22 protein-coding genes and 1 pseudogene are annotated in these 23,319 nt (G+C 66.9%); 12 read left to right on the top strand and 11 right to left on the bottom strand.

The genetic code is table 11. From position 1 onward, the window contains the following. The first annotated feature begins 112 nt into the window (after nt 1–112). Nucleotides 113–2,077: an alpha,alpha-trehalase TreF gene (treF, locus tag PKKP23_RS30250; RefSeq protein ID WP_126879597.1), complete on the top strand. Its 1,965-nt coding sequence runs from the start codon at nt 113–115 to the stop codon at nt 2,075–2,077. 226 nt (nt 2,078–2,303) lie between these two features. After that, entirely contained in the window at nt 2,304–3,254 is a 951-nt protein-coding gene (locus PKKP23_RS30245) for a PfkB family carbohydrate kinase (RefSeq protein WP_161978167.1), read from the top strand. A gap of 110 nt (nt 3,255–3,364) precedes the next feature. Here the strand turns inward: PKKP23_RS30245 and PKKP23_RS30240 are convergent, their stop codons facing one another. Further along, on the bottom strand, nt 3,365–3,742 hold the full coding sequence (locus tag PKKP23_RS30240; RefSeq protein ID WP_126879595.1) for a hypothetical protein: 378 nt from the start codon (nt 3,740–3,742) through the stop codon (nt 3,365–3,367). 286 nt (nt 3,743–4,028) lie between these two features. Here PKKP23_RS30240 and PKKP23_RS30235 point away from each other — a divergent pair, with 286 nt between their 5' ends. Further along, complete coding sequence (locus tag PKKP23_RS30235) at nt 4,029–4,244, top strand: hypothetical protein (protein WP_126879594.1); 216 nt, start codon at nt 4,029–4,031, stop codon at nt 4,242–4,244. A gap of 224 nt (nt 4,245–4,468) precedes the next feature. Here the strand turns inward: PKKP23_RS30235 and PKKP23_RS30230 are convergent, their stop codons facing one another. Next, the gene (locus PKKP23_RS30230; RefSeq protein ID WP_233411619.1) at nt 4,469–4,687 is read right to left on the bottom strand and encodes a hypothetical protein; all 219 of its coding nucleotides are present in this window, start codon (nt 4,685–4,687) and stop codon (nt 4,469–4,471) included. A 289-nt stretch (nt 4,688–4,976) separates the two neighbouring features. On the opposite strand from PKKP23_RS30230, the gene PKKP23_RS30225 reads away from it, so the two are divergent. Beyond that, nucleotides 4,977–5,651: an HAD family hydrolase gene (locus PKKP23_RS30225; protein ID WP_017776069.1), complete on the top strand. Its 675-nt coding sequence runs from the start codon at nt 4,977–4,979 to the stop codon at nt 5,649–5,651. 79 nt (nt 5,652–5,730) lie between these two features. On the opposite strand, the gene PKKP23_RS30220 is transcribed toward PKKP23_RS30225, so the two are convergent. Next, nucleotides 5,731–6,009, bottom strand: coding sequence for a hypothetical protein (locus tag PKKP23_RS30220; protein WP_126879593.1), 279 nt, complete (start codon nt 6,007–6,009; stop codon nt 5,731–5,733). A gap of 496 nt (nt 6,010–6,505) precedes the next feature. On the opposite strand from PKKP23_RS30220, the gene PKKP23_RS30215 reads away from it, so the two are divergent. Further along, nucleotides 6,506–7,525 carry a glycosyltransferase family 2 protein gene (locus PKKP23_RS30215; RefSeq protein WP_126879592.1) on the top strand — a complete coding sequence of 340 codons (1,020 nt, stop codon included), beginning with the start codon at nt 6,506–6,508 and terminating at the stop codon, nt 7,523–7,525. Between the two features lie 243 nt (nt 7,526–7,768). Beyond that, complete coding sequence (locus tag PKKP23_RS30210) at nt 7,769–8,170, top strand: DUF3175 domain-containing protein (RefSeq protein ID WP_033350932.1); 402 nt, start codon at nt 7,769–7,771, stop codon at nt 8,168–8,170. A gap of 41 nt (nt 8,171–8,211) precedes the next feature. On the opposite strand, the gene PKKP23_RS30205 is transcribed toward PKKP23_RS30210, so the two are convergent. After that, nucleotides 8,212–10,293 carry a hybrid sensor histidine kinase/response regulator gene (locus PKKP23_RS30205; RefSeq protein ID WP_126879591.1) on the bottom strand — a complete coding sequence of 694 codons (2,082 nt, stop codon included), beginning with the start codon at nt 10,291–10,293 and terminating at the stop codon, nt 8,212–8,214. 315 nt (nt 10,294–10,608) lie between these two features. Between PKKP23_RS30205 and PKKP23_RS30200 the strand changes: the two genes are divergently transcribed. Continuing rightward, nucleotides 10,609–12,585, top strand: a complete 1,977-nt coding sequence (locus PKKP23_RS30200; RefSeq protein ID WP_420873259.1) for a PAS domain-containing hybrid sensor histidine kinase/response regulator — start codon at nt 10,609–10,611, stop codon at nt 12,583–12,585. 15 nt (nt 12,586–12,600) lie between these two features. Here PKKP23_RS30200 and PKKP23_RS30195 read toward each other — a convergent pair whose 3' ends face one another. Next, nucleotides 12,601–13,293, bottom strand: a complete 693-nt coding sequence (locus PKKP23_RS30195) for a MarC family protein (RefSeq protein WP_017776063.1) — start codon at nt 13,291–13,293, stop codon at nt 12,601–12,603. 336 nt (nt 13,294–13,629) lie between these two features. Between PKKP23_RS30195 and PKKP23_RS30190 the strand changes: the two genes are divergently transcribed. From PKKP23_RS30190 to bluB, 3 genes are all read left to right on the top strand, one after another. Beyond that, nucleotides 13,630–13,860, top strand: a complete 231-nt coding sequence (locus PKKP23_RS30190; protein ID WP_017776062.1) for a DUF3311 domain-containing protein — start codon at nt 13,630–13,632, stop codon at nt 13,858–13,860. Further along, on the top strand, nt 13,857–15,335 hold the full coding sequence (locus tag PKKP23_RS30185) for a sodium:solute symporter family protein (protein WP_126879590.1): 1,479 nt from the start codon (nt 13,857–13,859) through the stop codon (nt 15,333–15,335). Before PKKP23_RS30190 ends, PKKP23_RS30185 begins: the two co-directional genes overlap by 4 nt. Nucleotides 15,336–15,501: 166 nt before the next feature. Beyond that, the gene (gene bluB / locus PKKP23_RS30180) at nt 15,502–16,182 is read left to right on the top strand and encodes a 5,6-dimethylbenzimidazole synthase (RefSeq protein WP_126879589.1); all 681 of its coding nucleotides are present in this window, start codon (nt 15,502–15,504) and stop codon (nt 16,180–16,182) included. Nucleotides 16,183–16,277: 95 nt separating this feature from the next. Here the strand turns inward: bluB and PKKP23_RS30175 are convergent, their stop codons facing one another. The 6 genes from PKKP23_RS30175 to PKKP23_RS30150 form a co-directional block, all read right to left on the bottom strand. Next, nucleotides 16,278–16,655: a VOC family protein gene (locus PKKP23_RS30175; RefSeq protein WP_126879588.1), complete on the bottom strand. Its 378-nt coding sequence runs from the start codon at nt 16,653–16,655 to the stop codon at nt 16,278–16,280. A 140-nt stretch (nt 16,656–16,795) separates the two neighbouring features. Next, nucleotides 16,796–17,428: a DUF4136 domain-containing protein gene (locus PKKP23_RS30170; protein WP_161978166.1), complete on the bottom strand. Its 633-nt coding sequence runs from the start codon at nt 17,426–17,428 to the stop codon at nt 16,796–16,798. Between the two features lie 121 nt (nt 17,429–17,549). Then, nucleotides 17,550–18,920, bottom strand: coding sequence for a FecR family protein (locus PKKP23_RS30165; protein ID WP_126879617.1), 1,371 nt, complete (start codon nt 18,918–18,920; stop codon nt 17,550–17,552). Between the two features lie 131 nt (nt 18,921–19,051). After that, a complete protein-coding gene (locus PKKP23_RS30160) occupies nt 19,052–19,750 on the bottom strand; it encodes a response regulator transcription factor (RefSeq protein ID WP_017776056.1) in 699 nt (232 codons plus the stop codon). A gap of 462 nt (nt 19,751–20,212) precedes the next feature. Continuing rightward, complete coding sequence (locus PKKP23_RS30155; RefSeq protein WP_126879586.1) at nt 20,213–20,473, bottom strand: hypothetical protein; 261 nt, start codon at nt 20,471–20,473, stop codon at nt 20,213–20,215. Nucleotides 20,474–20,974: 501 nt separating this feature from the next. After that, complete coding sequence (locus PKKP23_RS30150; RefSeq protein WP_017776054.1) at nt 20,975–21,886, bottom strand: helix-turn-helix transcriptional regulator; 912 nt, start codon at nt 21,884–21,886, stop codon at nt 20,975–20,977. 233 nt (nt 21,887–22,119) lie between these two features. Between PKKP23_RS30150 and PKKP23_RS30145 the strand changes: the two genes are divergently transcribed. Further along, the gene (locus PKKP23_RS30145) at nt 22,120–23,016 is read left to right on the top strand and encodes an NmrA family NAD(P)-binding protein (protein WP_126879585.1); all 897 of its coding nucleotides are present in this window, start codon (nt 22,120–22,122) and stop codon (nt 23,014–23,016) included. 18 nt (nt 23,017–23,034) lie between these two features. Next, nucleotides 23,035–23,216 (top strand): annotated as a pseudogene (locus PKKP23_RS34680) (IS3 family transposase); the annotation flags it as partial. Between the last annotated feature and the right edge of the window lie 103 nt (nt 23,217–23,319).

The following is a 23,319-nucleotide window of genomic DNA, read 5'->3' as shown; positions in this document are numbered from 1 at the left end:
TTTGCCTCCGATGCCTTTGCACACTGCCGCACCCGGCCCGCGCGCCGCAGCCCCGCACGTAGCCGATGCTCCACTACCCCTACGGACCGTGTCGCCGCCTCCGGCCCCCGTCATGCGTCGCCGCGCGCTGTGCGTCGCGCGCACCTGGCGGCCACGAGCAATCGCTGCATGGCGCACGGCCTTGCGCGGCCTGCGCCACGCAGCGGTGTGCCTCGCGTGTCTGTGGCCGCTTGCGCCGCACGCGGCCGGGCTCTCGCATGGCTTCGTTCCGTTGCCCCACGCCGTGGCGGCGTCCGCGGGAAAGGCCGGTCAGGCGCCGAATCCGCATGCGCAGCCATCGCCGGTCGTGCCAGTGCCGCCCTCCGAGCTGTACGGCGACCTCTACCGCGAAGTCGAACTCGCACGCGTGTTTCCCGACAGCAAGACCTTCGCGGACATGGAGCCCAGCGTGCCGCCGCAGCAGGTCATGGCGGCGTTCGCGCAATACCGGGCCCAGCATCCAGACGAAGCGGCATCGCAAGCAGCCGGTGCGTCGGGGGCCGCTGCTGCGGCCGCTGCCGTCGTTGCATCGAGCGCGGCGAAAGGCAACGGCGCGTCGTCCCCGCTCGCGCAGTTCGTCGCGCGCTATTTCACGCTGCCGGAGCGGCAGGCGAAGAACTGGACGAGCGATCCGAACCAGGACGTGACGAGCCACATCGATACGCTCTGGAACGTACTGCGCCGCAATCCCGACAGGGTGAAGAACGCGTGGTCGTCGCTGCTGCCGCTGCCGAAGCCGTACATCGTGCCGGGCGACCGCTTCGACGAGATCTACTACTGGGACTCGTACTTCATCATGCTGGGCCTTGAAACGAGCGGGCGCCACGATCTCACGCGCGACGAACTCGACAACTTCGCCGCCTTGATCGACCGCTATGGCCACATTCCAAACGGCAACCGCACCTACTACCTGAGCCGTTCGCAGCCGCCGTTCTTCGCGCAGATGGTCGAACTCGTCGCGCAGCGCGACGGCGACGCGGTCTACCTGCGCTATCTGCCCGAACTCAAGGCGGAGTACGCGTACTGGATGGAAGGCAGCGCGAACCTCTCGCCCGGCCACGCGTCGCGACATCTCGTGCGACTGGCCGACGGTACGCTGCTGAACCGCTACTGGGACGAACGCGATACGCCGCGCGACGAGTCGTATCGCGAAGACGTGCTCACCGCGCAGGCCGTGAAGGGGCGCGAGCCCGCTTCGCTGTGGCGCGACCTGCGTGCGGGCGGCGAAACAGGCTGGGACTTCAGCTCGCGCTGGTTCGCGGACGGCAAGACGCTTGCCAGCATCGAGGTGACGTCGCTCGTGCCCGTCGATCTGAACAGCCTGCTCTACCTGCTCGAACGCACGCTCGCGAAGGCGTATCGCGTGCAGGGCGATGCCACGCATGCCGAAAACATGGAGCAGCACGCACGCATTCGCGCCGATGCGATCCGGCGTCTGCTCTGGGACCCGCAATTGCGCGCGTTCGGCGACTACGACTTCGCGCGCGGCACGCTCACGCACCGGCTCAGCGCGGCGACCGTGTACCCGCTCTGTGCCGGCGTCGCGACGCGTGAGGAAGCACGTAGCGTCGCCGAAACGCTGAAGACTGCGCTGCTGCGTCCGGGCGGACTCGCCACCACGCGCGTGAACACCGGCCAGCAGTGGGACGAGCCGAACGGCTGGGCGCCGCTGCAATACCTCGCCGTGATGGGGCTGCGCCGTTATGGCGAAGCGGAACTGGCACGCACGATCGCCACGCGCTGGATCCGTACGAACGTTGCGTACTACCAGCGCACCGGCAAGCTCGTGGAAAAGTACGACGTAGACGTGGCGAACCGCGCGGCGGGCGGCGGCGAATACCCGTTGCAGGACGGCTTTGGCTGGACCAACGGCGTGCTGCGCGCGCTCATGAAGCTCTACCCCGACGTGGCGCGCAACACACGACCCACCGACGTGCCCGAAGGACCGTCGGGGGTTTCGGCCGCGGCGTCGGCGGCGAGGCAGGCGCCGAAGACCTCGCACCGCTTGCAGGCGGCGCCCGCCGGGGCCGCCAAATGATCCCAATAAAAATCGCCGTGAACGACCTGCCCGAGGAATTCCCGAACCCTGTCTCGGCGCGGCCGCTGCACGACAGAAAAACGATGCGATGCAACGCGCCCGAGAGCGCCGTCCGGCATGGCTGTTGCTTGAAGCAATACGGGCGCCGCAGTGCCAAGCCCGCATGTCATGAAGGGCGGCCCGCCCCTGCGGCATTCTCGAGAGACGCGGTGCAATGGCAACGATCATGAGCGTCGGCAGCATCAACGCGGACTTTCAGGTGCGCGTGGATGCGTTGCCGCACAACGGCGAAATGGCGATGGGCCGGGAGTTCGCGAGACTCTCGGGCGGCACGGGTCCGAACGTGGCCCGCGCCGCGCAGTTGCTCGGCTTCGGCACGCAGGTGCTCGGCATGGTGGGCGACGACGACCTGGCCGACCAGGCGCTGGGCCCGCTGCGCCGCGCGAACGTGGACGTCTCGCACGTGCGGGTGGCGCACGGTCACGCCACCGCGGTGGCCACCAATCTCGTCATGCCCGACGGCAGCCAGCACAAGGTCTTCGCCCCCAACGCAAGTGCGGCCTGGAGCGACGACGACCTCACCGCTGCGCGCACGGCCATCGACGCGCTCGCGCCCGACGACGTGCTCGTGGTGAGCTGCGACATCTCTGCGGCTGCGGTGACCTGCGCGCTGCAGGCCGCGGCGCGGCGCGGCCTTCGCGTGGTGCTCGATCCGGTACCGGGCGACCGCGTATCGACGCGCGCCGTGCGCAAGCTATGGGCGCACGTGTCGGCCGTCATGCCCGACGACACCGCGGCCAGCCGGATGAGCGGCGTGAGCGTCAGCGACGACAACAGCGCAGCGCGCGCTGCCCAGGTGATGCACGCACGCGGCGTCGCGCTCGCCTGCGTGCGGCGGGCGCATGGCGGCTGCGTGGCGGTGTTCGACGGCAACACGCTGTTCGTCGCGCCGCAGCCGGTCTCGATCGTGGATACCTCAGGCGCCGACGACGCCTTTGCCGGCGCCCTCGCCGTTGCCCTCGCGGAAGAACGCGGGCCCCTCGATGCCGTGCTTTTCGCGGCGGCGGCTGCGCATCTCGCGCTCACGCGCTATGGCGCCCAGGCTTCGTGCGGCGAACGCGACGAGGTCGAAGCGATGCAGGCCACGTTGCGGCCCCTGGCGCGGTTGTATCGGTAGCGGCGAGCGTCGCGCTTTTGCGTGGCAACGTGGCAACGTCGAGGCATCGCGGCGTCGCGGCGTCGCGGTGTCGTATCGTTCGACGCCTTGATGCCCTCGCCGCCTCGCGCTCACTCGTCGTAGGCGGCCATGACGAGCCACAGGTCGCGCTCGCTGGTCTGCACGTGCGCCGCGAGCGCGTACGACGCGTGCGGATCGCACATCTCGCGCAGCAGGCTCTGCGCTGCTTCGCTGTTGCCGAATACGCGCTCGGATACGCGGCGCACTTCGTCCTTGCCTTCGAACATGCGGCGGTTGTGCTGGAACACGAGCGGTTGCTGCTTCCACTCGTTGAAACGCTCCTTCACGTGCTTGAAGTCGCCGCCGCACACGTTCGCCTGGTAGTGCGTGTGCGCGCTCTTCGGCACGCCGGGTGCACTGCCTGCGTCGGCGAGACGGGTTGCGTGAACGTCCCAGCTGTCGGGCCCCGAAAATGATCTGTCTTCCATGATGCCTCCCCACTGCGTGCTGCCCGCCGTCCGTCTTTCAGGTGATCGCCGGTGGGCGGAATGGCGGCGCAATCGGTGGTGCTGTGCTGTGTGGTGTGTGTGGCACGCGGCCGTGCAGCACGTGCTGCACGGTGGGTGCTGCCCTGTGGGGGCTACCCAGTCGGGGCCGCGAGACGCTGTTCGCGCCATGCTGTGTCCGCCGGGTCGCCTCTGTCTTGCCGCGCCAATAGCATAAAAGCACGACGGTGTATCCGCGTGTGTTGTCCTACCCACGGAGGAACCCGAAATGCCCGCTCGCCTCGCCCACCCCACTCTCTCCACTCACACCACCGTCAGCCACGGTGCCTTCCCGATCCACCCTGGCGTCACGACTGCTACAAACGGGCGCGATGCCGCTACGGCCGTGATTGCCGCGCCGGACGGCAGCGAACGCGTCGTCGGCGTCGTTGGCGTGGACGGCAATTTCGCTCTGCACGACGAAGCGCGCAACCGCGCGGCCTAACCGGCGATGGCGTGAATCGATCAATGCCGCATGGCGTCCGACCATCACGTGCGCGGCGGGTAAGGTGGTCGACCCGAGTGGACGACGCGAACGAAGCCGGACGGGGCATCGCGCGAGGCCTCGCGTTCGCATCGGCTCTTACCGCTGCGCGTCCGTCCGTCGACAACTGTCGGCCAACCCACGGGCTAACCCACCGCCCCACCCACCGCCCAACCACCGCGCCATTACTGGCTCGCGCCCGACGCCGGCGCGAGGCCCGAAGCCGCCGAGGCCGGCGCTGCGCCCATGCCGCTGTTCATGCCGCCGGCGGCCGCCGTGCCGCTCGCGCCCGCGGAACTGTTGGTGTCGGTGCTGCTGTTGTCGGCGCGCTTGCAGCCGGTGCCGCCCATTGCGATCAATGCGATAGACGAGACGACGAGCATCTGTTTCAAAGCCGGTTTCATGAGCCCCTCTTCTGTTGCTAGTCCTGGAGCTCACCGACCCGCAAGCGGTGTTCCCATCTGCCGTGACCCGGCGCGCGCGTTATAGCTGAATGTGCGAGCGCGGGATGAAGTCATCGAGCGTGCGAACCATGCAAGCGCTCCAGGCGAATCGCCATTGCGCGGCCCATGCGGGCTGCCACGCATCGGTCGCGGCAACGCGGGTACACTGGCTGCTCGCTTTTTCCTTCCCCTCGGGCGGCCTCGCCGGGCGTAGTCTCGCGGCGCCGCACGCCTCTCGCCGGAGCCCTTCATGCGCATTGAAACCGCGTTTCTGTTCGATCTCGACGGCACGCTCGTCGACAGCGTCTATCAACACGTGCTCGCATGGAAAGAGGCGCTGGACCAGGAAGGCATCGAACTGTCGGTCTGGCGCATTCACCGCAAGATCGGCATGAGCGGCGGTCTGTTCACGAACCAGCTGCTGCGCGAAACGGGTGGCGACATCAGCCCCGCGCGCGTGGACCGGTTGCGGCAACTGCATGCCGATGCCTACAAGCGTCTGCGTGCCCAGGTGCGCCCCCTGCCGGGCGCGCGCGCACTACTCGATGCGTTGAGCGAAGCCGGCACGCGCTGGGCCATTGCGACGAGCGGCCGGCTCGAAACCGCGGCGGTGAATCTGGAAGCGCTCGGCGTGGATCCCGCACTCAACACCGTGGTCACGCGCGACGACGTGAAATACGCGAAGCCCGACCCGGATCTCTTCATCGCAGCCGCCGCGCGGCTCAACGTGCCGATCGAACACACGGTCGTGGTGGGCGACAGCATCTGGGACATGCTCGCGGCACGCCGTTGCCGGGCGCTAGGCGTTGGGTTGCTCTCGGGTGGATACGGGGCGGAAGAACTGGAGCGCGCAGGCGCGCTGCGCGTCTACGACGATCCCGCCGATCTGCTGCACCATCTCGACGAGGTTGCGGCGCGGCCTTGAATCGCCCCGGTGCTCGATATCTGCCCGATATCTGCCCGACACCCGCACCCCTCCATTGCGCGGCGTCTCACGGCAGCGCTCACCAGTCCGGTGCGTTCGCGTCGAGCGCGTGGCCGGCACGGCGATTGACGACGCGGTACGGGCGTTCGTGCTCGTCCAGCACGCCGCGCCATTCCGCGAGCCGCGCGAGCGAGTCGGTGCGCAGCACCGCGAAGGTGCGGCCCGAACGCGCCTTCGCTTCGGTCAGCTCGATCGTGCCGCTGGCACCCTCCGTGCCGTTGCCGCTCGTCGGCAGCGCGCGCAGCATCGGCACATCCCGCTCGTGCAGTTGCAGCTCGTATTGTCCAGAGTGACCCATGGAAGTCTCCTGAGGAATCGGAAGTATTTCAGCACGCTGGCGTAGCGCGCGTTGGTCGGTCTGGTGGTTGGTCTGTTGGTCCGTCTGCGGGTCGGTCTGTGCGCACAGTCTCCGGCCGATGCGCGTTTTTTCAACGCACCGACGCGGCGCGCGCCACGAGCACAAGCTGCGTCCCTGCGAAAACAGCACGCCCCGTTCCCGAATGAGCGACTTCCAGCGGCGCCGCTCGCCGCCTGGGCACTCCGTATGCGAGGGGTCGCAGTAAGCCCCACGAACGCAGACACGGATGCCTCCCGCCCCGCTTGCGCCGGCTTGCATCGCCCCAGGGAAAGTGCCGTCATCGCACCTTCCACACGATGTGCGGCAACGGCGTATGCTCGTGACCATGGCAGCGGCAGCGGACCGCAGCAGACCACAGCGGACATCACGACATGTCGCGCTGCCTGTTTTCCGGCCTTCTCCCTTGGCGTTGTTCCCATTCCGCGCAAGGCTAGCGATGAACCCGTCCAACGCATTCGCCGCACCCGAATCCGTGCCGCGCATCACGGTGGTCGTGCTCACGCATAACCGCGTGCGGGTGGTGCTGGAGACAGTGGCGCGCCTGCTCGCGCTGCCGGACGCGCCGCGCCTGATCGTGGCGGACAACGGTTCCAGCGACGCTACCGTGAAGCTGATCAGTTCGCTCTTTCCTTCGGTCCGCATCGTCCAGTGTCTGAGCGACCTTGGCGCATCGGCGCACAGCCGCGCGGTGGCCCTCGCGCAGACCGACTACGTGGCATTCACCGACGACGACACCTGGTGGGAACCGGGCGCCCTCACCGAGGCCGTGCGTGTGTTCGATAGCGCGCCGCGCGTGGCGGTGCTGAGCGCACGCGTGGTGGTTGGCGACGAGGGCGAGACGGATGCGCGCTGCACGCGCCTGAGCGCGAGTCCGCTGGATCGAAACGGGTTGCCCGGCCCCGCGCTCACGAGCTACCTGGCAGGCGCATGCGTGTTCCGGCGCTCAGCCCTGCTCGCCGTGAACGGCGACGAGCCGCTGCGCTTTGCGAGCGGCGACGAAGAACGCGTGGCGCTCGACCTTCTCGCGCAGGGCCACGCGATCGTCTACGGCGAAGGCGTGGTGGCGCGCCGCTATCCGGGCGGCGATAGTGAAAACGGCAGCGGCAACGATGGCGAAAATAGCAGGCGCGCCAACCATCGCCGCGACGGTCCCGACGCCAGCCTGCGACGGCGCATCGCCGCACGCCATGCGGCCTGGGTGGCGTGGCAGAGGCTGCCGCTCGCGAGCGCCGTGGGCGCCACGTTGCGGGCCTTCGGCGTACTCGCACGGGAGCATGCGTTGTGGCGCGACACATGGCCGTTGATCGCCGGCATCGGTGCAGCGCTCAAACGACGCCGCCCGGCACCGCCCAATGTGCTCGCGATGCGCCGCAAAGTGCTCGATGCCGAGCGCCTCGAACAAGCACGCGCCGCACGCGCGATGGCCGAAGAGCATCACCAGCACCCGGCGCGTTGATGTTGTGGCGCCGTTATGGCGTTGGCGCATTCGGCGCGTTCGGCGCGTTCGCTCACGCTCCATCTGCGCCGGCTTCTCCGGCCCTTCTGCGCGGTCTCTGGAACACCCCTTGCTGAACGCCTGCTGAACGGCATTAGCGATGCTTTTATGCTGACCGATGAGCCGCCTGCAAAGCGCAAGCGTTCACCCGGCCACATCAAAGCGCTAACCGGATCCCCCCATATCGTCCCGAGACTCCTCGCCATGAGCACCACTCGCTCCGCTCATCCTTCCACGCGCACACGCAGCGGCCGTCCGCCCCGGCAGCGGCACGCGCAGGCGAAGGAACATCACGCCCGCACCCAACCGGACGCAGGCAAAGCCAAAACCAGCACGCGCCGCTGGTCACATGAAGTCATGGAAAAGAGCGATGCGCTCGATCTCGAAAAAGGCGTTTTCCGCAGCGGCAGCGCCGACGAGATTGCCGAGTCGCTGAAGCGCTCGTCGCTTGCGAGCAAGCGACGCAAGGGCACGCCGTTTCAGTCGGCGATGTCGATGCTCAATTTCTACATCAATCGCGCCGGCAGGCATCTGCCCAAAACCCGGCGCACAACGCTGGAGCGCGCCAAAAAGAAGCTGCGCGAAGCGTTCGGGCGCGCGCCTTGAAGTGTGGGCGGACAGTGTGTCCTGACGTGCCCGGGCGAACGTTACGCGTGGCTCCCGTCGAGCCGCCCCTCGCTGCCCTCGCTGCCCTCGCGTTCTCGCGTGGCAGCGGCAAGCGAGTAGAGCAGTTCGATCACGCGCAGCGGGTCAACCGGCTTCACGAGATGCTCGGCGAAACCTTCGCTGCGCGAACGCGCAATGTCCTCGGTACGCCCCGAGCCCGTGAGCGCGACGAACGCCGTCCCGCCCGTGCCGGGCAATTCGCGCAGACGCCGCGCCAGCGTGTAGCCGTCCATGCCCGGCAAGCCGATGTCGAGCAGCACGACGTCCACCGGCGAGAGCGCGCTCACCCGCTCGATCGCCTCGTCGGCATCGGCGGCCGTGCGCACCTCGTGCATGTCGAGCACCATGGCGAGCGACTCCGCGGCGTCGCGGTTGTCGTCCACGATCACCACGCGCAGAGGTCGGCGCGCGCTGGCTTGCGGCGCGGCGGGCTCGGTGACGGCGGCCACCGCGCCAGCCTGCGCCACGGGCAGGCGGATCCTGAAGTGGCTGCCGCGATTGATGCCCGCGCTCGACGCAATCGCCTCGCCGCCATGCATCTCGGCGAGCGTGCGCACCACCGAGAGACCGATGCCGAGACCGCCCACCGCGCGGCCCGGCCGGTCCTCGGCCTGCACGAACAGCTCGAACACGTGCGGCAGCTCGGTCGCCGAAATGCCGATGCCCGTATCGCTCACCTCGATCAGCGCACGCTCGCCCGCGCCGCGACCCTCGGTGCGCACGGCGACGCGAATGTCGCCGCCGTCGGGCGTGTACTTGAGCGCGTTGTCGACGAGGTTCGAGACGATCTGCGTGATCCGCGTGACGTCGGCGTCCACATACACCGGCGCGTCCGGCATCGAAACAGCGATGCGGTGATGCCGTTCCTCCGCGTGCGGCGCGTTGATTTCGAGCGCGCCCGCCACGGCTTCGCGCAGATCGAACACGCGGCGCTTGAGCGTGATCTTGCCCGTGGTGATGCGCGAGACTTCGAGCAGGTCGTCGATCAGGCTCGAAAGGTGGCGAATCTGCCGGTCCACCACGCCCGGCACCCAGCGCGCCTGCGGCGGCAGTTCGGCCTCGCTGCGCTTGAGCACCCATGCGGCGTTGCGGATGGGCGCAAGCGGATTGCGCAACTCGTGCGCAAGCGTGGCGAGAAACGCGTCCTTGCGCCGGTCCACTTCGCGCAGCGTGTCTTCCACGCTCTTGCGGTCCGTGACGTCGGCGAGCGTGCCGATGAACGCGTTCGCGCCGCCCTCCGGCGTATAGCGGAAGCTGCCGCACATTTCGAGAAAGCGCAGCGCGCCGTCGTTGCGGCGAAAGAGGCGAAAGAGCGCGTTCACCTGGCGGCCCGGCACGTCGTCGGCACGCACCTGGGACACGAGTTCTTCCAGATCTTCGGAATGCACGCAGCCGAAAAACTCTTCGCTCGACATCGGCCCGTCTTCGGGACGCTGCCCGGTGATCTCGTACATGCGGGCGTTTTCCCAGACGGCTTCGCCCGTCTCCACGTCCCACTCGAAAATGCCGAGCCCGGCGGCCGCGGCCGCGATGCGCAGCCGCTCTTCGCTGTCCTGCTGCGCCGCGAACGCGAAGTCGCGGGCGCGCAGCGAGTCGTTCACGCGCTGGTTCTGCTCTTCCAGCAACTGGCGAATGGCGCCGTAGATCATCGCGCTGAACAGGTCTTCGATAAGCTGGTGCGCCCGCGGCTGTGTGTCGTCACGGTGCGCGCGATGCGCGAAAAACTCGCGCGTGGCCTGCTGCGTGCATTTCTGCAGCAGGTCGAGTTCGCGAAACAGCGCATCGAGCTGATAGCCGTGCTGCCAGCGGTGCTTGCCGTGCTGGCGCGCGTCGCGCTCCACCTGGCCGTAGCTCGCCTGCGGCACGGCCGCGCGCAGCGCCTGGCAGACTTCGTCGAAGACCTGCGGCAAATAGTCGATGAGCTGCGCATTGGTGAGCCGTCCGGTGTTTTCGATGGCAGGATCGGAACGCACGAGCCGCAACCAGCGGCGTGTGATCAGCCATCGTTTGCGTTCCAGCCAGTTCGCAAGATCGGCGAAAGTCTTTCCCGCCTGCGTGTCCATTTGCGCTTCTCCAGGCTGCGGTCCGGGCCGCCGGCACCCGTTTCTCCGATATCGGGCGACAACGGCCGGCGCCGGGCATCCCCGGGCCGGCCGCGCAATTCTTGCGTGCAAGCACATTCGATGCCCACTGCGCTCGCAAGATGCCGCTTTCCGGCATGCAAACTGCTTATCCCATGCCCCAATGGGTTGCAGTGGTGCGGGCGGCGCGCTGCAACGCGTGCGTGGAAAACGCGACCAGACGGCGCCGCCTGCCCCACGTGCCGGGGGTTGCCGGCGTGTATCTCTGGCTGGCAAGAATTACATTAGATGGACGTTATGACCGACCACCCATCTCGCCCGCACGCGGGCCACAGCGCCCCATCGTCCGGCGCGGCGCCCAGAGGAGATGCCGATGACCGCTTCGAAGCGGTGGTCCATTCGATCGAGGACTACGCGGTCTTCCTGCTCGACAGCAACGGCTTCGTCACGAGCTGGAACCGGGGCGCGGCGCGCATCGAGGGATACGAGGCAGAAGACATTATCGGCAAGCACTTTTCGCGTTTCTATACGCGCGAAGCCGTGGCGCGCAACTGGCCCACCTACGAACTGGAGCAGGCCACGCTCACGGGCCGTTTCGAAGACGAAGGCTGGCGCGTGCGCCAGGACGGCACGACGTTCTGGGCCAACGTGGTGATCACCGCGATCCGCAATCGCCGCGGCGAACTCACCGGTTTTGCGAAGATCGTGCGCGACCTCACCGACCGGCGCCGCCAGATGGACGCGCTGCGGCAAAGCGAGGAGCGCCTGCGCCTCTTGATCGAAAGCGTGAACGACCACGCCATCTTCATGCTGGATCCGACCGGCCAGGTGGTGAGCTGGAACAGAGGCGCGACCAACATCCACGGTTATCAGCCCACGGAGATCATCGGCCGGCATTTCTCGACCTTCTACGTGCCCGAGGACATCGCCGCCGACAAGCCCCGGCGCAATCTGGAAACGGCGAAGCGGCGCGGCCGCTTCGTGGACGAAGGCTGGCGCATGCGCAAGGACGGCTCGATGTTCTGGGCCAACGTCACGCTCACGGCGGTGTACGACGCTGACCGCCGCCTCACCGGCTTTGCCAAGATCACGCGCGACATGACCGAGAGCCGGCACCGCGACGAACTGGAACGCTCGGGCCAGCGCATGCGCGACTTCCTCGCCACGCTCGCGCACGAACTGCGCAATCCGCTCGCGCCCGTGCGCAACGCCATCAGCTCGATGCAGATCGAGCGCGACGTGCCGGCCGCGGTGGCGCGCTCGCGCGACTTGATCGACCGGCAGATCGCGCACCTCTCGCGCCTCGTGGACGACCTGCTCGACGTGGGCCGCATCACGTCCGGCAAGATCGAGCTGCGCCAGGCGTCCGTGAATCTGGGCGACGTGATCGGCAACGCCATCGAGGCCGCCCGGCCGTTCACGGCGCGACGCGGCCAGACCGTGGACGTCCACCTGCCTGCGGACCCCGTGCTGCTCAGGGGCGACATGACCCGGCTCGTGCAGGTGTTCCAGAACCTGCTGCACAACGCGGCGAAGTTTTCACCCACCGACAGCCGCATCGCCATCAACGTCGAGGTGGAAGAGCGCACCGTGGAGATCCGCATTCGCGACCTGGGCCGCGGCATCCGCCGGGAAGCGCTCGAATCGATCTTCGACCTCTTCACCCAGGAGCGCACGGGGCAGGACGCGCTCGACGAAGGACTCGGCATCGGCCTCACATTGTGCCGCTCGCTCGTGGAGCTGCACGGCGGCACGATCTCGGCCATGAGCCACGGGCACGGCACGGGCAGCACCTTTATCGTGCGGCTGCCGCTCGGGCTCCGCGAGCCCGACGAGGCACCGCCGCCGCTGCCCGTGCAGGCCGTGCCGGACGCGCACCTGCGGGTGCTGGTAGTGGACGACAACCGCGATTCCGCCGACAGCCTCGCCATGCTGCTCGAACTCAAGGGCCATGACGTGCGCGTGGCCTACGACGGCGCCGCGGCGCTCGACCAGGCAGAGCGCTTCGTGCCGCACGTTGCGCTGATCGATATCGCGATGCCGAAGATGGACGGCTACGCCGCGCTGCGGGTGCTACGCCAGCGGCCCGAACTGGCCGACACGTACTTCGCCGCGATGACGGGCTTCGGCCAGCAAAGCGACATCGCGCTCTCGCGCGAAGCCGGCTTCGACATGCATCTCATAAAACCCGTGGACCCGCAGTTGTTCGACGAACTGCTCTCGCAGGCGGCAAAACGACAGGCAGCGCGGCAGCCGCGGCCACCTTTGCGGTGAAGCGCGAATCTCGCCCTACTTCGCCGCCATGTGGGCATCGACGATGGGCGCAAGGAAGCCTTCGAAGCCGGTCAGGATGATCTGCACGCCGATGCACAGCAGCAGGAACGCCGACACGCGCAGCGCGACGCGCGTGCCTTCCGCGCCCAGATAGCGCGCGAGCACCGAGGCGCGGCTGTACGTGTAGTAGATGACGAGCATCACGAGCCCCGAGATCACGAACGACGCCACGCCCGACAGCAGGAACTCGGAGAGCTTGTGCGTGCGGTTCGCGTTCAGCGCGATCACCGTCGCCATGGTGCCGGGGCCCGTGGTGAGCGGCACGGTGAGCGGGAAGAAGGTCTTCGCCGTGGCCGACTCCGGTTCGACCTGCGGCACGGCGGAGGCCGAGGCGGTCTCGTTCATGCGCACGCGCGTGTCCGGCGCGTTGAGCATCTGCCAGCCGCCCACCGCAACGGCGAGGCCGCCGCCAATGCGCAGCGCCTCGATCGAGATACCGAAGAAATGCAGCATGGGCGTGCCGACGAAGAACACGACGATGAGCACGAAGAACGCATTGATCGCGACGCGCCGCGCGAGGAAGCGCCGCTCCGCGTCGGAAAGCGATGCCGTGCGGTCCAGAAACACGAACGCCACGCCGAGCGGATTGATGATGCTGATGAGCCCCGTGAAGCCGAACAGGATGTCGGAGATCAGGCTTTCTATCATGCTGTGGTCGAGTCCGGAAAACGTGGGTTGAACGCGGGGTGAACGCAGGTTAAAAGTGCGAGCAGTGTAACCGCATCGGCAAGCACCTGGATCACGCATGCCGGTACGGGCAAGCGATGCTGCGCGGCAGGCCCGGATGGGCGGCCCGGGCACCGGAAGCATGCTGCGACGCACACGTTCCGGACGCATCGAACGACCTGTGTGTCCCGATGCGCGGACGCCTTTCAAAGCGCCTTCACTATTTTTGATCTGCTTTACCTGGCCGATCCGGCGGGCATACAGTCGAACGGATAACACGCAGTCTCCGACGCATCCACCCCGTTCCAGGAGTCGCTCATGTCCTTCCGGTTGCTTGCTGCCTTGCCCTTCATCGGCATCCTGCTCGGCGTGCCGTTCGTGAACCGCGTCGAGCCGCTCGTGCTCGGCATGCCGCTCGTGCTCGCGTGGATCGTGCTGTGGGTGGTGCTCACGGCGGTCATCATGGCGATCGTCTACCGACTCGACCCCGCCAACCGGGAACCGCAAGGCGCGGATGTCCGAAGCACGGCACCGGAGGTGCGTTCATGAGCAGCGCTCTCGTCATCATTGCCGCCGTCACGCTGCTTGCGCTCTACCTTGGCATGCGGGCCCGCCGCGGCCACGACATGAATCTCGAACAATGGACCGTGGGTGGCCGCAGCTTCGGCACCGCGTTCGTGTTCCTGCTGATGGCGGGCGAGATCTACACGACGTTCACGTTCCTCGGCGGCAGCGGCTTTGCGTACGGCAAAGGCGCGCCTGTCTACTACATCCTCGCGTATGCAACGCTCGCCTACGTGCTCTCGTACTGGCTGCTGCCGCCTGTATGGCGCTACGCGAAGGCGGAGCGGCTCGTCTCCCAGCCGCATTTCTTCGCGCGCAAGTACGCGAGCCCGGCGCTCGGCGTGCTGGTCGCGCTAGTCGGCGTCGCGGCGCTCGTGCCGTACCTCGTGCTCCAGCTCAAGGGGCTCGGCATCATCGTGTCCACGGCGTCGTACGGCGCCATTCCTTCGACGGCGGCCATCTGGATCGGCGCCGCGGTCGTGACGGCCTACGTGATGGTGTCCGGCGTGCGCGGCTCGGCCTGGAACTCCGTCGTGAAGGACCTGATGATTCTCGCGGTCGTGCTGTTCCTCGGCATCTATCTGCCGATTCATCACTACGGCAGCCTGGGCGAAATGTTCCGCGCCATCGACGCCGCGAAGCCCGGCTTCCTCGCGTTCCCGACCAAGGGGTCGAGCGTGATCTGGTTCCAGTCCACCGTGCTGCTCACGGCACTCGGCTTCTTCATGTGGCCGCACACGTTCGGTTCGGTCTACACCGCGAAGGACGAACGCATCTTCCGGCGCAACGCGATGGTGTTGCCGCTGTATCAGCTGATCCTGCTGTTCGTGTTCTTCTGCGGCTTCGCGGCGTCGCTCAAGGTGCCCGGCCTCAAGGGCGGCGACATCGACCTGTCGCTCTTCAGGCTCTCGCTCATGACGTTCGACCCGTGGTTCGTCGGCGTGATCGGCGCGGCCGGTGTGCTGACCGCGCTCGTGCCGGGATCGATGATCCTCACCACGGCGTCCACGCTGCTTGCCAACGACGTCTATCGCGGCCTCTTCAACAAGCGCGCCGACGACCGCGTTATCGCCCGGCTCGCACGGCTTTTCGTGCCGATCGTGGCGCTCGTCGCGGTGCTGTTCACGCTGCACGGCGGCGAGACCATCGTGGCGCTGCTGCTGATGGGCTACAACTTCGTCACGCAGTTGTTCCCCGGACTCGTGTGCAGCCTCGCCGCGCACAACCGCGTCACGAAACAAGGCGTGTTCTGCGGCATCGTGGCGGGCGTGGCCGTGGTGGTGACCACCACCGTCATGCACATCAGCGTCGCGCAACTGCTGCCGTTCCTGCCGGATGCGCTCAAGGACATCAACATCGGCTTGCTGGCGCTTGCGCTCAACGTCGTGGTGCTCGCGCTCGTGAGCGCCGCCACGCAGCCGCGTACGGAAGCCGGCGGGTCGCACGCCGAGGTGCATTGACGCCATACGCCGACATGCGCTGAGGTCCGAAGCTGACCTGCGACAAACCCGAGGCACATCCTGAGCCAACCCGTCGTCGCGCCCGCGTAGTTCCCAGGGCGCGGAGGCGGGGCTGCCGTGATAAGGTGACGGGCCTTTCCACACGCCTTTTCTGCCGCCCTGATCCATGGCCCAGCCTTTCGACGACGCGGAACGCGCAGCCGTATATCGCGCCATCTACGAGCGGCGCGACATGCGCCACTTCACGCCCGGACCGGTCGCCCCCGAGGTGCTTGCGCGTCTGCTGGACGCGGCGCACCACGCGCCGAGCGTGGGCTTCATGCAGCCGTGGCGCATCGTGCGAATCACCGACACCGCGGTGCGCACGGCGCTGCACGCCATCGTGGAGCGCGAACGCATGGCCACCGCCGACGCGCTCGGCAAGCGCCGCGACGAGTTCATGAAGCTGAAAGTGGAAGGCATGCTCGAATGCGGCGAACTGCTCGTGATGGCGCTGATGGACCGGCGCGAGCCGCACGTGTTCGGCCGCCGCACGATGCCGGAGATGGACCTGGCGTCGGTGGCCTGCGCGATCGAGAATATGTGGCTCGCAGCGCGCGTCGAAGGGCTCGGCATGGGCTGGGTGTCGTTGTTCGACGTCGATGCGGTCCGCGCGCTGCTCCGCATGCCGGCGGGCGCAAAGCCGGTGGCGATTCTGTGCCTCGGCCACGTCGAAGCGTTCTATCCGCAACCGATGCTGGAAATGGAGCACTGGGCCGAGCGCCGCGCGCTCGACACCTGTGTGTTCGAAAACCGGTGGCACGACGATGGTGGCGATAGCGGCGATAGCGCCGATACGGCTGGCTGATCGCACGCTGGACCGGCCAGGCCGCACACATGGAAGCGTGCGACCCAGTTGGGTGAAAGGCTACGAATGCCCCAGATATTCGGCGCGAGCGCGGTTCATGCGCCGTCGCGCATGCATACCGCTTCGATGTTGTTGCCGTCCGGATCGATGAGAAACGCGCCGTAGTACGTTGGGCTGTACTCGGGTCTCAAGCCGGGGCCGCCGTTGTCCTTGCCGCCCGCGCGCAGGCCTTCGCTGTGGAAACGCGCTACGGCGTCGCGGCTCACCGCCTCGAAGGCAAGATGGACACCGCGCGGCGTTGCGGCATCGTCGTGAGTCGCATGCAGCCACAGCTGCGGATGCCCAGGCTTGCCCAATCCCGCCAGGTCGCCTTCATGCATGCATAGCTCGAAACCGAGCGGCGCGAGCGTCTGCTCGTAGAAACGCACGCTGCGCGCCAGATCCGACACCCTCAAACCGATGTGATGGAACATACGTTTTCTCCTCGTTGGCTATCGAACGCGATGCCAGCATACGGCGTACCGGGGCGCGACGCCTGGGGAAAATTGCTTCGAGCGTTCGGCTTTCTGGCGGGCCGCCCGTGCGCGGGCTGGCCGTTCACGGCCGCCGTGCTTCAACGTGCCAGCGACTTGATCGACACCACGCCGGGCAGCGCGCCGTCTTTCGCGGGATGCAGCTTCACGCGCCACGCGCCGGCGCCCGCGTAGGGGAACTCGGCGAACGCGCTCTTCACGAGGAACGGCACGGCGTGAGCCGCGTCGGCATCGTGGTCGCGGCTCACGGCCACGACCTTGTAGACCTCGCGCGCAGCCTCGCGGTCGAAGAAGCGCAACGTGAGCACGTGAACGTAGCTGCGCAGAAAGAACCAGAATCCCGACGACGGCGGCATGCTGCACGAACCGCTCGCGTCGCCGCATTCGGGCACGTCGAGGCCGATCGACGCCGCGCGCGTGGCGTGAGCGATCGAGACAAGATAGCGGGGATTGCCGCCCGCCGAGCCGGCGTCGCGAAAACCATAGCTCGCGAGCGCGCTGCGTACCTGCGCTTCGTACTGCAAACGCACGTCGCTCGTTTCCTGCGAAGCCGTGCGCGCGAGACGGTAAGTCGTGTCGCCCTCTGGCGGGCGCGGCATGCTGGTGGCGCGCACATGCGTGTTGACGTCGGCACAGCCGGCGAGACTGACCGTCGCGAGCGCCGCAAATGCCGCGATGAGCGATGGGCGGACCGTCACAGGCGGGAATTTCATCGAGGCTTCCGCATCAAGGGGTTCCGGCGTCCCGCAATTCGTGCGCCGCCGGGTTCGGCGACGCTGCTCGGGCGCCACGCGCTGCCGCGCTCGCACAGCAAAGTGCTTGCGACGGACAGGCTCACCACGTGAGCGTAAACGATTGCACCGCGCTTGCCTGCTGGTAGAAACGGCCATGCTCGAACTGCTCGGCGATCACCGTCCAGTAGTAGACGCCGCGCGGCAGGTTCTGGATCACCACCTCCGCCCCCGTGACGTCGGTCTGATCGACCAGCGGCCGCGCCAGGTCCGGCGTCGTCGCCAGCACCAGGCGATAGCGCGTGGCCACGTCCGGGCGGCCCGTCAGCCAGCGGAACACGTAGTCGTGCGAGTCCGCGCGCGCCGTGGCCGAGGTGGTCAGGCTGAACTGCCGGCGTTCGAAGGCATAGGTTTGAGGCAGGCCTTCCAGACCGTTCGCATCGATTGCGCTGATGCGCACGAAGTAGGTCCCGTCGGACAGATCGCCGAACGCGGCGTGCGGCGTGTCCACGCGCTGGTCGCGGATCACGTCGAGCAGGCCCGCGTCGCGGCCCACCTGCACGCGGTAGCTGCGCGCGCCGTCGAGCGGCACGAGGTCGAAGGCCACGTCCGGTGCGTCCTGGATCTTGCCCGGCTGCACCAGCGACGGCTCGACCAGCAGCGCCAGGGGCGCGCCCGCTGCCGCCCCCGCCCGCGTCACGCTGCCGAACTTCGCCTTCACGAGTTGCGCCGACGCGGCCAGCGGCGCGCCCGCAGGCGGTGGCGTAGCGCCCGCTGCGTCGACGCCTACGGCCCCGTCGAGCACTTCCACCGCGCTCACCCGCGTGCCGGCGTCGTAATTGACCCGGAAGCGCGTGCCGCGCACGCCTGCCACCACTGACGGCGAACGGATCTGGAAGCGGCTGTCCTTCTTCGTGGCGTGCGTGACTTCGTTATCGACCTCGCCACGCTCGAGCCGGATGAGACGATCGGTGGAGCCTGTAAAGACCGTCTGGCGCAACCGGTCGAGGCCGATCGAGGAGTCCTGCGGCACGCTCACGTGCGAGCCGTCTTCGAGTTCGAGCGTGACGAAGCCGTTGTGGCCGGTGCGGATGCGGTCGCCCTCGGTAAGCTTCATGCCGATGGCCAGCGGCGTGTAGCCCCCGTTGCCGTAGGCCCGTTCGACGGGACCGCTGGTGGCCACGACCGTCGCCGCGACGCGCTCCTCGCGCAGCAGCGCGACGGGCAGTCGCAGCGTGACGCCCGGCTGCAGATGCCCCGGCGTGCCGACGTGGTTCAGGCGTGCGAGCGTGCGCCAGTCGCCGGAGTCGCGCAGATAGCGCGCGGCGATGTCGTAGAGCGTGTCGCCCTTGCGGGTGACGTAAGGGGTGGTCTGTTGCCCGGCGGGCTGTGCCCGGGGCTCACGGGCTTCGGTCGGGAGCGCCCACGCGAGGCTCAATGCCATGACAAGCGCGGCAACGCTCGCACCCGGCATCACCGCGCGCGAGTTCCCCGCGCAACGGCGACCAGACAGTCCTTGCGCGGCAAAACCCTCCACCACGCTGTTGCCGTGCTGTCCAACGGTATGCGAATGCTTCGGCATCGTCGGCGCGAGGCTGGCCGGCGTCACTCATCCCCCTTTTCTACGCGCTCCAGCCGATAGCCATAACCGTAAATGGGCGTCAGCCGGTAGCCGTTTTCGGGCCGCAAGCCAAGCTTGGCGCGCAGCATGGAGATGTGCGTGTCCATGGTGCGTGACGGAATGTCCGTGTCCTGCTTCCAGATCATGTCGAGAATATGCGCGCGAGAGAGCGGCCGGCTCAGGTGCTGGAACAGCAGCAGTGCAAGCTCGAATTCCTTGTTCGTAAGGGACACCGCCTTGCCTCTCGCGCTGACCTGCTTGGCGCTCAAGTCGAATTCGAAGTCGTCGAAGGTTTCCTTCAACGCCATGGGCTTGATCTGATAGGCGCGCCGCAGCAGGGACCCGACTCGCGCGAGCAGCATGCCCGCCGTGACCGGCTTCACCACGTAGTCGTCGGCCCCGCTGTTGAGGATCGACATGATGTCCGTCTCACGGCTGCGGCTCGTCATGAACAGCACCGGCAGCCGTTCCGAGAGACTTTGCCTCACCCAGCGCAGCACCTCTTCGCCGGACATGTCCGGCACGTTCCAGTCGAGCACCAGCAGATCGAAGGTCTGCCGGCGCAGTTGCTTGACCAGTTCGCGCCCTTCCGAGAACGAGTGGCAGATGTGTCCAACCGTCGAGAGCGTCTGGCACACAAATTCTGTCTGAGCCTGATCGTCATCGAGAACCGCAATTCTCATAACACCCCGCAACGCAAATTCGTTGTCCATCGTTGGTGAATGGCGAGGCGAATATCCGCCCATTTCCTGAGCGCTTCCTTCGCGCTCTGGCCGCGATTTTGTCCGCGACCGTCTCCCATTAACGGTTAAAAACGTGGGCCACAGCCGCTCGTGGCCGCGCGGCGCAATCATGCAATCATGAAAAGGGGCGAGGAAATGCCGTGATGACATTGCCGTGAACCCCTTGAATTGGCGCGCTCGACGCTTGACTGCTCATGCTTGCGATCGGGGCGTTCATGATAATCGAAAACCCCTACCCTCTTATCGCAGAGCGCCCGCGCATTCGGAACGGAGTTTTGCTAATGCGATCAGGCCCGCCTTCTGACCTTCGTCGCAGGCCTGTTGCGGCGTCGTCCCGTTCGCCTTGTCCATGACCACCTCGCGGCGCGCATTAATCCGCGACAGGGCGCACAGTATAAGAAGTCAGCAAACCGAAAATTTAAAGATTGTCAAAATCGGCGGCAATCCGCGTCCGCGTTCGAAGCATCGGCGCGCGGTCGCCACGTTCACGCCAAGCGGCGCAACGTCTGACGCTTCCAGCGGATGGTGGCGATCGCTCTCGTGTACACGCGTCCAGCAGCGGACCGATGCGCCCACTTTGCCGCATGCCTGGATGCGCTTGCGAAACTGCTGCTGATGCAGATCATCGTGGCCTCCCTCGCTCATTTGTTCGTCTTTCGTCATGCCTCGACGCCTTTCGGCGCACTCCGAAAAAACCGGCGGCGGCAGCGCAAACTGCACGGCCCATCCGTTTGCCACTACCGCCGCCCTTTTTACGACCGCCGCCATTCCGGCTGTTGTTCTTTTCTATTGTTTTTCTTGTCATGGCGAACTGGCGTTCGCTCTTCTTCTCTCCCTGCCCCGTCGCCCCAGCTACCGTCGATACCAGCCTGAGCCCCCGTAGCTAAACCGCGTCATTCGCAAAACTTGTGATCATTGTGGACGGCAATCTGTCACGGCATTGTCAGAGATTGTCAAATCCTGAGGCCTGGTTTGTTAAGCATTGAAAAACCGTGGCACTGGCCGGCGATATTGGGTTCGGACACGGTCTTCCCGGGCCTTGCTCCGGTTTGCCTGCACATCCAGCAAGAGGGAAAAGAGTGCGTCTGGAGAAGCCTTTACGGGCCCTTAGCAAGATCTTTGTGGGCCCTTTGGCGGCGACGTCCCTTAAGGGCGCCGGCCAGTTCAAACGTCCTGCTGCAACGTTGCGTTACCGAAGCGTGTGGTGTGCCTCGATACCTCGCTCGGTGACACCCCCAACAGGCGATTCATCCACGACGCAAGATGGCTCTGATGCGCGAATCCCACCTCGAGCGCGATCTGCCCTACCGTCAACCGGCCTTCCAGCAGCAATCCCTTCGCGCGGTCCACACGCCGATGCACCACGTATTGATGAACCGGCGCCCCAAAGGTCTCGCGAAAGAGCACCTTGAAATGCGGCACGCTGAGGTGCGTCACCGCGGCGAGGTCCGCGAGCGTGAGGCGTTGATCCAGATGTGCCTCGATATAGTCAGCCACGCGTACGGCCATGGCCGGGGCAAGCGTACGGCGCTTCGCGCCGGCCACGGGCACGGCTTCGATCAGCCGCACGACGATGGCCGTGCACAGGCTCTCGGCATAGAGGGCGTTCGATGCGTCGTCGGCGTCGAGTTCCGCCCTCAGCGCCCACGCGAGGTGCTCGAGACGCTTGTCGCGCAACTGGAACTGCGGCTGGAGTTGCGCCTGCGAGGGTTTCAGGTCGAGCCGTCCGACGACGTCCTGCACGAACGCCTCGCCGAGCCAGATGCGCAGCAGTGTGCAGTCGGCCTCGTCGGCCCATTCGCCGTCGAGGCCAGCCGGCACCACGTCGGCATCGCCGTGTGCCTGGATGCGCGGCCTGCGCCGCCCGTTGCAGACGCAATTCGCCTTCACCGCCGCGCCCACGTGCACGCCAATGCGGTGATGATCCGCGGCGGGAATGCGATGCACGCCCGCCGGAATCTGCAATAGCTCGGCGCCGAAGCCCTGCCAGCCGAGCGCCGCGCTCGATTGCACGCTCACGGCCGAGCTTGGCAACGGCGCGGGATTCTGCTTCAAAACGGCGGGGATTGCACTCATCGCGGGGGCCTTCCGAAACGGTGAATTCCTGCATTGTGCTGCGTCCTGGCGGCGGCTGCAGCGACTGGCTTCGGTTCGAGGGTTGCCTCGCAAGAGGCTGCAGCGGATGCCGGCCATCGCATCGCTCAGTCTGTCATCCAGATCTGCTCATCGACCTCTTTGCCTGAGCGCGCGGCGCACCGCGTTTCCCTACCATGCGGCTCTACCGTCAACGTACAGACAAGGAGCCGACCGTGTTCGTCATCTTCGGGGCATCAGGCAATGTAGGACGTGCAACCGTCACCGCGTTGCGCGAGTCGGGCCGCCGCGTGCGCGCCGTGGTACGCGACCGGCGTCATGCGCCGTCGCTCGAGGCGTTGGGCTGCGAGGTGATGACGGTAGACCTGAACGATCGCGAGTCCGTGGAGCGCGCCATCCGCGGCGCCCAGGCCGTGCAGATGCTGTGTCCGGTTCCGGACGGCGCCCACGACCCCGCAGCCACCATGCGCGACATGATCGACGTGAGCGCCGCCGCGTTGCGGGCGCGGCCGCCCACGCGCGTGCTGGTGTTGTCGGACTACGGCGCGGAACACGATGAGAACACCGGCATCACGCGGTTGTTTCACTATCTCGAGCAGCAGGTCAAGCCGCTCACGTCGAACCTGATCCTGCTGCGTTCGGCCGAGCATATGGAGAACTGGGCGCGCGTACTGCCGGCGGCGCGCGCAGCCGGCGTGCTGCCGAGCCTGCATCATCCGCTCACGAAGCGTTTTCCGACCGTCGCCGCGCGCGACGTCGGGCTGGCGGCCGCGGCGCTGCTACAGGACGAAGCGCCCACACCGACCTCGCGAGTCGTCAGCATCGAGGGGCCGCGGCGCGTTTCGGCGTGGGATGTCGCGAGCGCACTCGGCGACGTGCTGGACCGGACAATCGAAGCGCACGCCCTGCCGCGCGAAGAATGGGCGGCGGTGTTGCAGCGAGCCGGGCTCAGCGCTCGCCACACCCAGTTGATTGTCGACCTCTACGATGCGCACAACCTGGGCCGCATCGACGTCGAAGCCGGAGCGACCGAACGGCGTTTTGGTACGACGACGATCGAAGCGGTGCTGTCGGAGTTGACGCAGCGGACGGATGTGGCAGCGCGGGCGTGATGCGATGCGCTCTTTCTATATCCGGCCGTCGTATTCGACCTGTTCACGCGTCGGGTGGTTGACTGGGCGTTCTCGACACACCTGATGCCGATCTGCTCGTGCAGGTGTTGGAGATGGCTCATGAGCAGCGTGGTCGGCCGCAAGGCTTGCTGTTCCACCCGGATCAACGCGCGCAGGGCGGATTCAACCGGTCGTCGCAACACTAGATTGTTGAACAGATTTTAGATACTCGTCCAGGAATTCTGCTGGGGTCTTCCAGCCAAGCGATTTTCTGGGCCGGCAATTGAGCGTATGGGCAACGGC

It is taken from the genome of Paraburkholderia kururiensis JCM 10599 = LMG 19447 (assembly GCF_003986935.1).
Taxonomy (GTDB): Bacteria; Pseudomonadota; Gammaproteobacteria; order Burkholderiales; family Burkholderiaceae; genus Paraburkholderia; species Paraburkholderia kururiensis.
This window is presented reverse-complemented; position numbering and strand designations above follow the sequence as displayed.

Bases quoted from the DNA above. Each gene is read 5' to 3' on its own strand.
- treF (WP_126879597.1), top strand. From the start codon at position 113: ATGCGTCGCCGCGCGCTGTGCGTCGCGCGCACCTGGCGGCCACGAGCA.
- PKKP23_RS30245 (WP_161978167.1), top strand. From the start codon at position 2,304: ATGAGCGTCGGCAGCATCAACGCGGACTTTCAGGTGCGCGTGGATGCG.
- PKKP23_RS30240 (WP_126879595.1), bottom strand. From the start codon at position 3,742: ATGGAAGACAGATCATTTTCGGGGCCCGACAGCTGGGACGTTCACGCA.
- PKKP23_RS30235 (WP_126879594.1), top strand. From the start codon at position 4,029: ATGCCCGCTCGCCTCGCCCACCCCACTCTCTCCACTCACACCACCGTC.
- PKKP23_RS30230 (WP_233411619.1), bottom strand. From the start codon at position 4,687: ATGAAACCGGCTTTGAAACAGATGCTCGTCGTCTCGTCTATCGCATTG.
- PKKP23_RS30225 (WP_017776069.1), top strand. From the start codon at position 4,977: ATGCGCATTGAAACCGCGTTTCTGTTCGATCTCGACGGCACGCTCGTC.
- PKKP23_RS30220 (WP_126879593.1), bottom strand. From the start codon at position 6,009: ATGGGTCACTCTGGACAATACGAGCTGCAACTGCACGAGCGGGATGTG.
- PKKP23_RS30215 (WP_126879592.1), top strand. From the start codon at position 6,506: ATGAACCCGTCCAACGCATTCGCCGCACCCGAATCCGTGCCGCGCATC.
- PKKP23_RS30210 (WP_033350932.1), top strand. From the start codon at position 7,769: ATGAGCACCACTCGCTCCGCTCATCCTTCCACGCGCACACGCAGCGGC.
- PKKP23_RS30205 (WP_126879591.1), bottom strand. From the start codon at position 10,293: ATGGACACGCAGGCGGGAAAGACTTTCGCCGATCTTGCGAACTGGCTG.
- PKKP23_RS30200 (WP_420873259.1), top strand. From the start codon at position 10,609: ATGACCGACCACCCATCTCGCCCGCACGCGGGCCACAGCGCCCCATCG.
- PKKP23_RS30195 (WP_017776063.1), bottom strand. From the start codon at position 13,293: ATGATAGAAAGCCTGATCTCCGACATCCTGTTCGGCTTCACGGGGCTC.
- PKKP23_RS30190 (WP_017776062.1), top strand. From the start codon at position 13,630: ATGTCCTTCCGGTTGCTTGCTGCCTTGCCCTTCATCGGCATCCTGCTC.
- PKKP23_RS30185 (WP_126879590.1), top strand. From the start codon at position 13,857: ATGAGCAGCGCTCTCGTCATCATTGCCGCCGTCACGCTGCTTGCGCTC.
- bluB (WP_126879589.1), top strand. From the start codon at position 15,502: ATGGCCCAGCCTTTCGACGACGCGGAACGCGCAGCCGTATATCGCGCC.
- PKKP23_RS30175 (WP_126879588.1), bottom strand. From the start codon at position 16,655: ATGTTCCATCACATCGGTTTGAGGGTGTCGGATCTGGCGCGCAGCGTG.
- PKKP23_RS30170 (WP_161978166.1), bottom strand. From the start codon at position 17,428: ATGAAATTCCCGCCTGTGACGGTCCGCCCATCGCTCATCGCGGCATTT.
- PKKP23_RS30165 (WP_126879617.1), bottom strand. From the start codon at position 18,920: ATGCCGGGTGCGAGCGTTGCCGCGCTTGTCATGGCATTGAGCCTCGCG.
- PKKP23_RS30160 (WP_017776056.1), bottom strand. From the start codon at position 19,750: ATGAGAATTGCGGTTCTCGATGACGATCAGGCTCAGACAGAATTTGTG.
- PKKP23_RS30155 (WP_126879586.1), bottom strand. From the start codon at position 20,473: ATGACGAAAGACGAACAAATGAGCGAGGGAGGCCACGATGATCTGCAT.
- PKKP23_RS30150 (WP_017776054.1), bottom strand. From the start codon at position 21,886: ATGAGTGCAATCCCCGCCGTTTTGAAGCAGAATCCCGCGCCGTTGCCA.